Origin of the sequence: Acinetobacter sp. SK-43, from assembly GCF_015351505.1 — a bacterium.
GTDB classification, from domain to species: Bacteria; Pseudomonadota; Gammaproteobacteria; order Pseudomonadales; family Moraxellaceae; genus Acinetobacter; species Acinetobacter junii.
Genome location: NZ_JADKPY010000061.1, coordinates 1 through 7,474, shown reverse-complemented (window position 1 = coordinate 7,474; position 7,474 = coordinate 1). Strand labels below are relative to the sequence as shown.

Annotated in this window: 9 protein-coding genes; 4 read left to right on the top strand and 5 right to left on the bottom strand. The window is 38.3% G+C overall.

The window, feature by feature from the left end:
• Positions 1-22: 22 nt before the first annotated feature.
• Positions 23-451 carry a hypothetical protein gene (locus IRT38_RS11975; protein ID WP_004953900.1) on the bottom strand — a complete coding sequence of 143 codons (429 nt, stop codon included), beginning with the start codon at positions 449-451 and terminating at the stop codon, positions 23-25.
• Between the two features lie 212 nt (positions 452-663).
• A complete protein-coding gene (gene yiaA, locus IRT38_RS11970; RefSeq protein WP_004915237.1) occupies positions 664-1,122 on the bottom strand; it encodes an inner membrane protein YiaA in 459 nt (152 codons plus the stop codon).
• A gap of 246 nt (positions 1,123-1,368) precedes the next feature.
• Here yiaA and prfA point away from each other — a divergent pair, with 246 nt between their 5' ends.
• Positions 1,369-2,457 (top strand): peptide chain release factor 1, encoded by a 1,089-nt coding sequence (gene prfA / locus IRT38_RS11965; protein ID WP_194597814.1) that lies wholly within the window; start codon positions 1,369-1,371, stop codon positions 2,455-2,457.
• Positions 2,457-3,275, top strand: a complete 819-nt coding sequence (prmC, locus tag IRT38_RS11960; protein WP_194597813.1) for a peptide chain release factor N(5)-glutamine methyltransferase — start codon at positions 2,457-2,459, stop codon at positions 3,273-3,275. Before prfA ends, prmC begins: the two co-directional genes overlap by 1 nt.
• Here the strand turns inward: prmC and IRT38_RS11955 are convergent.
• Together IRT38_RS11955 and IRT38_RS11950 are read right to left on the bottom strand one after the other, a co-directional pair.
• Positions 3,272-3,904 (bottom strand): FMN-binding negative transcriptional regulator, encoded by a 633-nt coding sequence (locus tag IRT38_RS11955; RefSeq protein WP_194597812.1) that lies wholly within the window; start codon positions 3,902-3,904, stop codon positions 3,272-3,274. The genes prmC and IRT38_RS11955 overlap by 4 nt on opposite strands.
• A 12-nt stretch (positions 3,905-3,916) precedes the next feature.
• On the bottom strand, positions 3,917-4,978 hold the full coding sequence (locus IRT38_RS11950) for an AraC family transcriptional regulator (protein WP_194597811.1): 1,062 nt from the start codon (positions 4,976-4,978) through the stop codon (positions 3,917-3,919).
• A gap of 142 nt (positions 4,979-5,120) precedes the next feature.
• Between IRT38_RS11950 and IRT38_RS11945 the strand changes: the two genes are divergently transcribed.
• Positions 5,121-5,891 carry a 3-hydroxyacyl-CoA dehydrogenase gene (locus IRT38_RS11945; protein WP_004953914.1) on the top strand — a complete coding sequence of 257 codons (771 nt, stop codon included), beginning with the start codon at positions 5,121-5,123 and terminating at the stop codon, positions 5,889-5,891.
• Between the two features lie 156 nt (positions 5,892-6,047).
• The gene (locus IRT38_RS11940) at positions 6,048-6,731 is read left to right on the top strand and encodes a superoxide dismutase (protein WP_194597815.1); all 684 of its coding nucleotides are present in this window, start codon (positions 6,048-6,050) and stop codon (positions 6,729-6,731) included.
• A 55-nt stretch (positions 6,732-6,786) separates the two neighbouring features.
• On the opposite strand, the gene IRT38_RS11935 is transcribed toward IRT38_RS11940, so the two are convergent.
• The gene (locus IRT38_RS11935) at positions 6,787-7,359 is read right to left on the bottom strand and encodes a flavin reductase family protein (RefSeq protein ID WP_194597810.1); all 573 of its coding nucleotides are present in this window, start codon (positions 7,357-7,359) and stop codon (positions 6,787-6,789) included.
• Positions 7,360-7,474: the final 115 nt, after the last annotated feature.

Here is a 7,474-nt window from a genome sequence, read left to right as displayed (position 1 = left end):
AGTGACCCGAAGGTGCTTTTTATCAATGATGACGATGTTTGCGTTTTTTCTTATATTTTTTTGACTGATAGTTGTCGTAGTCTCGGTCTTGACCTACTTTACGACCCAAAGCGGCACCACCTGCTGCACCCGCAGCTGCGCCAATATAACCACCAGTTGTACCAGCAATATTGCGACCAACAGTATAACCACCTACACCACCTAGACCACCACCAATAGCAGCTTCGGTACGTGTACGTTTACTGCTAGCAGCTGCTGCACCACCAGCACCACCAACAGCTGAACCAATCATGGCACCACTATGACCACCAATCTCTTTACCAATTGCTGTACCAACAACACTACCTAAAGCTGAAGTGGCTGCAACACGTGTTGCATTATCTGCATATGCAGTGCTTGCAATAGTAGAACCTGCAAGGATTGCACTCAGTAACATAAAATGCGCTTTCATTTTGACTCCATGTGCCCGCTGTTCAGGCATCTTTTGTAATGGAAGCAAATGTAACAAAGCTTGTGGAGTGAAATTGTGGAGATGCATCCTGTTATTATTGTGATTTGGTAAGTTGATTGTATGGTTTTGTTTAAATCAGTATTAAGATTAATCAAATAAATTCAATTTTCATTAATGATTAAGCCAATATGAAATTATAGTGCTGATGTCATTTATGAATCTTGATGAGAAGAATCTTCAAGTTTTAATTGATTTGTAGACTCTCGCTTCTGTAAGCGTAAATGTTCAAGATCACGAATATTTTTCTGGGTAGCCGTAACACCAAATAAGCTCAATAAAAAGGACATAATGTAATAACCTTTTTCGCTCAGGCTAAGTGTCGCATTCGATAAACTAAATAATAGTAACCCAATACAAATACCGACTGAGGTCCAACAAAGTGCAACGTAGATTGCAGTCACAGGTATATCTTCTAACTTATCACGCAATGTTTTTTGTAGGGATACAGCAGAGAAAAGACCGTAAAGTAAAATAACGAGATAAAAACCTTTTTCATGTAAAGGCATTGAAGCATTCCATAAGCCAATCATAAAACCAACAGCACCGATCACGACTGCAAGCCAACTTGCCCCAATAAATGCCAACGTTGGACGGTTAATTAAATTACTCATATTGATTATCCTATTGTTTTATCATTTTATTTGTCTCTCATATTTATATAGAACGGCAAAAAAGAGAACAAGAGCCTACAACTAAAAATGAACAATTTATGATGAAACGAAACTTGATCACGCAGTAGTGAAGTTTCACTATGTCATTTAAGCGGTAGAATCTGTAAACTATGCGCAATTTTTTGATTTTACTCATGCTTCAACTTTGAATGGCATTGAGTCTTTGGATTTCGAGATATTCCGCCCATGAAAGCATCACTCCGCTTAAGACTAGATCAACTCTGTGATCGTCATGAAGAGCTGACGGCATTACTTGCTGATGTAGAAGTTATTTCTGACAACAAACGTTTTCGTAAATTGTCACGAGAACATAATGATTTAACTGAAATTACAGAAGTTTGGGGTAAATATCGTCAAGCAGAAGAAAATATTGAAACTGCTGAAATGATGAAATCTGATCCAGATTTCAAAGACATGGCAGAAGAAGAGATTAAAGAAAACAAGGCACTTTTAGTTGAGCTTGAAGAACAGCTTAATGTGTTAATGATTCCTAAAGATCCTAATGATGCGAATGCTGCCTATTTAGAAATTCGTGCAGGGACGGGTGGTGATGAAGCTGCTATTTTCTCGGGCGATTTATTCCGTATGTATAGTAAATATGCGGAAACTCAGGGTTGGCGAATTGAAGTCCTGTCTGAAAATGAAGGTGAACACGGTGGTTATAAAGAAGTAATCTGTCGTGTTGATGGTGAAGGTGTATATGGTCGCTTAAAGTTTGAAAGTGGTGCGCACCGCGTACAGCGCGTACCTGCCACTGAATCACAAGGTCGTGTTCATACCTCTGCATGTACAGTCGCTATTTTGCCTGAAGTTGATGTAGATACAACAGTCGAAATCAATCCAGCTGATCTCCGAATTGACACTTACCGAGCATCAGGTGCAGGTGGTCAGCACATTAACAAAACCGATTCTGCTGTTCGTATTACTCATATTCCATCGGGTGTGGTTGTGGAATGTCAGGAAGAACGTTCTCAGCACAAAAACAAAGCCAAAGCGATGGCATTACTTGTATCTCGTTTAGAAAATGCAAAACGTGCAGCAGCGGATGCAGCTACTTCTGAAATGCGTCGTGACTTAGTTGGTTCTGGTGACCGTTCTGAGCGTATTCGTACGTATAACTATCCTCAAGGTCGTATGACGGATCATCGTATCAATTTAACGTTATATAAATTAGACGCGATCATGGAAGGTGATTTAACTGAATTGCTGGATAGTTTGCATCGTGAATATCAAGCGGATCAATTAGCGATGCTTGCTCAGGAAAATGGCGGCTAATGAATATTGCTCAGGCATTAGAAATTAAAGGTGAAATTGATAGCTATGAACGTCAAGAAGCTGCGTGGCTGCTTGAACATATACTGGGTATCAATTCATTAGAGTTAAAACTAAGACTTGAGCAAGAGTTAACTGAAATTCAAGAGCAAGCTTATTTGAATGGGCTTGCTCGTATTGATCATGGTGAACCACTAGCTTATGTAACAGGTTCACAACCGTTTTGGACTCTGGACTTAAAAGTCACACATGACACATTGGTGCCACGTCCAGATACAGAAATATTGATTGAAACTGTGTTAAAGCTTGAACTTGATTCAACATCTAATGTCGTTGATTTAGGTACTGGAACGGGTGCTATTGCATTGGCTCTAGCAAGTGAGCGTCCTCAGTGGAAAGTTACGGCAACAGATATTTATCAACCTACGCTCGAAGTCGCACAGGAAAATGCCATTCGTCATGGTTTAATGCATGTTAAGTTTGCTTGTGGTGCTTGGTTTGATGCATTAGAAAAGCAATTTTTTGATCTTATTGTTTCAAATCCGCCGTATATCGATCCAGAAGATGTGCATATGCAAATGCTTAAATCAGAACCTGAACGAGCACTTATTGCTGATAAGCAAGGATTGGCGGATCTAGAAACTATTATTGTTCAAGGTAAAGGTTGGTTAAATCCAAATGGATGGATTGTGCTTGAACATGGTTATGATCAAGGTGAAGCCGTCCGTACCATCTTCGAGAAAGAGGGTTTTAGCCAAATTCAAACCATCAAAGATTATGGTGGCAATGATCGTGTCAGCCTTGGACAGAAGTTGAATTAATCTTCAATGTATTGTTTGACTGCTTCAGCTAATTGAATCTGACCCTGTTTTTCTAAATTATTTACCACATTTACAGCATCAGATTGGTCTCTATTTTGGCTAAGTTTGAATTTTCCAATCATGTGCTGGATTTCAATCTCTATACCAATTATTTCTTTGAGTTCTGCTGCGATGTAATCGCTAGGTGCATCAGACATTTTCCATGGTTTTTCTTGCTTGGCTTCATGTGTCCGAGTAAGTTTGGCGAGTATGCCCCGTAAGGATTTTTCATCTTCTAAAAATCTAATTTTTCCTTTTACGTGTACGACTTGATAATTCCATGTTGGTACATGACGATGATGCAATTGTTTGTTTGGATACCAGTTGGGGGAAATATAGCCTTGTTCACCTTGGAAAATAACTAAAACATCAGTTCCACTCTCAATCAAAGTATGCAATTCATTATTTCGTGCAATATGAGCGATAAGAATGGCGTGATTAAATTTAGGCTCGTGTAAAAGTTTAAAGGGTAAGTGATTTGCTTCGATACCATTGGAGCTGTGAGTGACTAATGTACCTAACGGATATTTTTCAACGAGTTGATATAATTTCTCAGTATTTTTTTCTTCAAAAATTTCAGGTAAATACATTTTTTAAACCATTCAGTCTTCAAATTGGTTAACAAGTAGTTTTTTGCTTGGGGATGTTTTTCGATAGCTACCAGGGCTTACACCACTCCATTTTTTAAAAGCACGATGGAAAGCACTTGGATCGTGAAAATTAAGATCATCACTAATACTTTGAATTGAATCATTCGTTTTGCTCAGACGTTCAATTGCAATATCACATCGAATATTATTTTTAAGCTGTTGATAGCTGACACCTTCTTGTTTTAGTCGACGTTGAATAGTTGCTGTGGACATATTCATTTGTTGTGCAATATCTTTTAACTCAGCCCATTCAGAAGGTGGTTGGAGAATCAATTGTCTGCGGATTTGTAGGCTTAATGAGTTTTCATTTTTAAAGCGCACAATTAAATTATATGGGGCATGTTTTAGAAACTCATTTAATGCATGTTTGTCTTTCTTGATCTTATGCTTGAGATAGTGAGCATCGAATTCTATTTTATTCTGTTCAGCATTAAATTCTATATTTTCACAAAAGCGTACTCGATAATCTTGTATCTCAACAGGTTGGTGGCATCTAAATGACATTCGGTGAAAACTGATACGCTGATCGCTCAACCAACACATCAAACTGTGTACCAGCATTAAAAAAGTCGAATAGGTAAACATTCGTTTGGGTTGATCACGGTCATGCAGGATAAGAAATGCTTTCGAACCTTCCTGAACTAATTCCCCATGAATGTCATCTAAAATCAAAGCTAAAAATTTTAAGATATCTTGTATAGCCTGTTCTAATGTATTCGCACCAAAAGCAAGTTTCGCCAATACTTTATAACTTCCTCGGCGCATGGGATGAGTATCCATGCCGAGAAATTCATCATTCATACTTTTTGCCAGTTCAACCCAAAGCTGTGCAGATTGGTTAACAGGGACTCGTGCTTTGGTTGAAGTTAATAATTCAGCTGAAATACCCGCTTTGTTAGCGATATTGACGATATTTAAGCCGCGGCTAGCTGCAACACTCAATGCTTCACGAATAAGTGCATTTGAAATCGTATCCTTTGCAGAATTGATATCTTGATTTGGAAGTTTGCTCATAAAAGATGAAATACAGGAGAGTGAATGAAATAAATGCTCAAAAATCGCATTAAATTTGCTACTTTTTGGAATTGTATCGGAAAAAAGTTGCCTTTACTCTTTGTTATAAAAATTTATCACTTTAATTTGATAGGAAACGTAAATGAAAATTCAGGGAAAACACTTTGTTATTACTGGCGGTGGTTCTGGTTTAGGCGCAGCGACAGCTGAATATTTGGTTCAGAAAGGTGCATCCGTCACTTTAGTTGATATGAATGCCGAAGTTGGAACTCAGCAGGCACAAGCATTGGGTGAAAAAGCTGAGTTTGTGCAACTCGATGTTACGGATGAGCAAGCTGCTGAGCAATTTTTTAAAGATGTATTAGTCAAGCATGGTGCAGTGCATGGTTTAGTTAACTGTGCAGGGATCGGACCATCAGCGAAAGTTGTTGGTAAAGATGGTGTACACGATTTAGGTATGTTCTCTAAAACGCTTCAGATTAATGTCACTGGTACATTTAATATGCTGCGTTTAGCAGCGGAAGCCATGAGTAAAAATGAAGTTGCAGAAGGTGATGAAGATCGTGGAGTAATCGTCAATACAGCTTCGGTTGCTGCGTTTGATGGTCAAATTGGTCAAGCTGCATATTCTGCTTCAAAAGGGGCAGTAGTTGCCATGACTTTGCCGATTGCAAGAGAGTTAGCACGTCATGCAATTCGTATTATGGTGATTGCACCAGGTATCATGGAAACACCGATGCTTAAAGGTCTGCCACAAAATGTACAAGATGCATTAGGTCAAATGGTTCCGTATCCATCGCGTTTAGGTCGTCCTGAAGAATTTGCGCGCTTGGTTGCACATATTGCTGAAAACTCATATTTAAATGGTGAAGTAATTCGCTTAGACGGCTCGATTCGTATGGCTGCTAAATAAAAATATCTTTATGTAAATAAAAGCGATGATTAGTTCATCGCTTTTATGTTTTTAATAAGTAGTAAAATGTATCTTTAGTATTTAGTTATTTGACCTGCTTTGGATTTACTTATATTTTTGATAATGAAAATGATTATCAATTTATGGAATCTAATGATGCGGATGTTAAATAAAAGCCTATTTTCATTGATGTTATGTGCAGGATTAAGTGTGCCTGCCTATGCGGAGTTTAAGCAAGCACCATTGCCTTACAAAAGTGATGCACTAGAACCCGCGATTGATCAAAAAACGATGGAAATACATTACGCAAAGCATCACAAAGCTTATGTTGATAATTTAAATGCTCAGATTAAATCCTATCCAGAGCTAGATAAATTAAGTATTGAACAAGTCCAAGCACAAATTTCTAAATATAATTCAGCAGTACGAAACAATGGTGGTGGGCATTTTAACCATGCTTTCTTTTGGGAAAGTTTAGCACCGACTAATAAAACTGGTAAGGTTAGTGCAAAGCTACTAAAACAAATCAATCAAGATTTCGGCTCATTTGAAGCCTTCCAAGATAAATTCAATCAGGCTGCAACAGGTCGTTTTGGCTCGGGTTGGGCATGGTTAATCTTGAATGATGCAGGTCAATTGGAGATTGTTTCAACGCCAAATCAAGATAATCCTTTGATGGATATTGTGGAGAAGAAAGGACAGCCACTTTTAGGTTTGGATGTTTGGGAACATGCTTATTATCTTAAATATCAAAATCGCAGAGCAGACTACACCAAAGCTTTTTGGTCTGTAGTGAACTGGAATACTGTAAATCAGCGTTATGATGCTGCAATTAAATAGTCTTTATATTATTCATGTGAGAAGCGCTGCTAAGTGCATCGCTTCTGTGTTTGATTTACTCTGCTTTCACTTCTTCGCCAATTAAATAAAACGTACCACCAGCAATATAGTGTAGGCTTTTCAGGTTTTTATGCTCTTCCGAAAAATGCCAGTGACCATCGCGGAAAACACGCGTATCAGCCCAAGCAGCGATAACTGAGCCGATAAATAAATCATGAGTTTGCTGATTGTGCGGTTCTGGTATCAGCTTGCATATTAGCCAACCAATACTTCCACTGACTAATGGTACAGAATAGTTTTCTTGATAAAAGACTTCAGTTTTACAGGTTTGTAATTTCTCAGGATCATCAAATTGACTGATGTTTCCAAGCTGATGAACCATGTTGAGTTGTTCATAACACGGAACCTGTAATGCAAAATAGCCACTTTTCTCCACGAGTTCTCTCGTCTTCGTGGTTTTGTCTAAAACCACAGTAACTTTTGCTGGTGAAAATTCTAAAGCACATGCCCATGCTGCCGCCATAACATTGACTTCATCATTATGCTGAGCAGAAACAAGTACAGTTGGACCATGATTAAGTAAGCGATAAGATTTAGATAACTCGACGGGTGCAATGTGTTGATTCATTACTTCATGTCCTAAAACAGCAATTCAAATGTATCTATATTTGATTTTAAGTGAAGGCTTATTCAAGCGCCCAGCGTTTAACTGCGCGATTAAAACTTGAAGTTGAAGCATAACC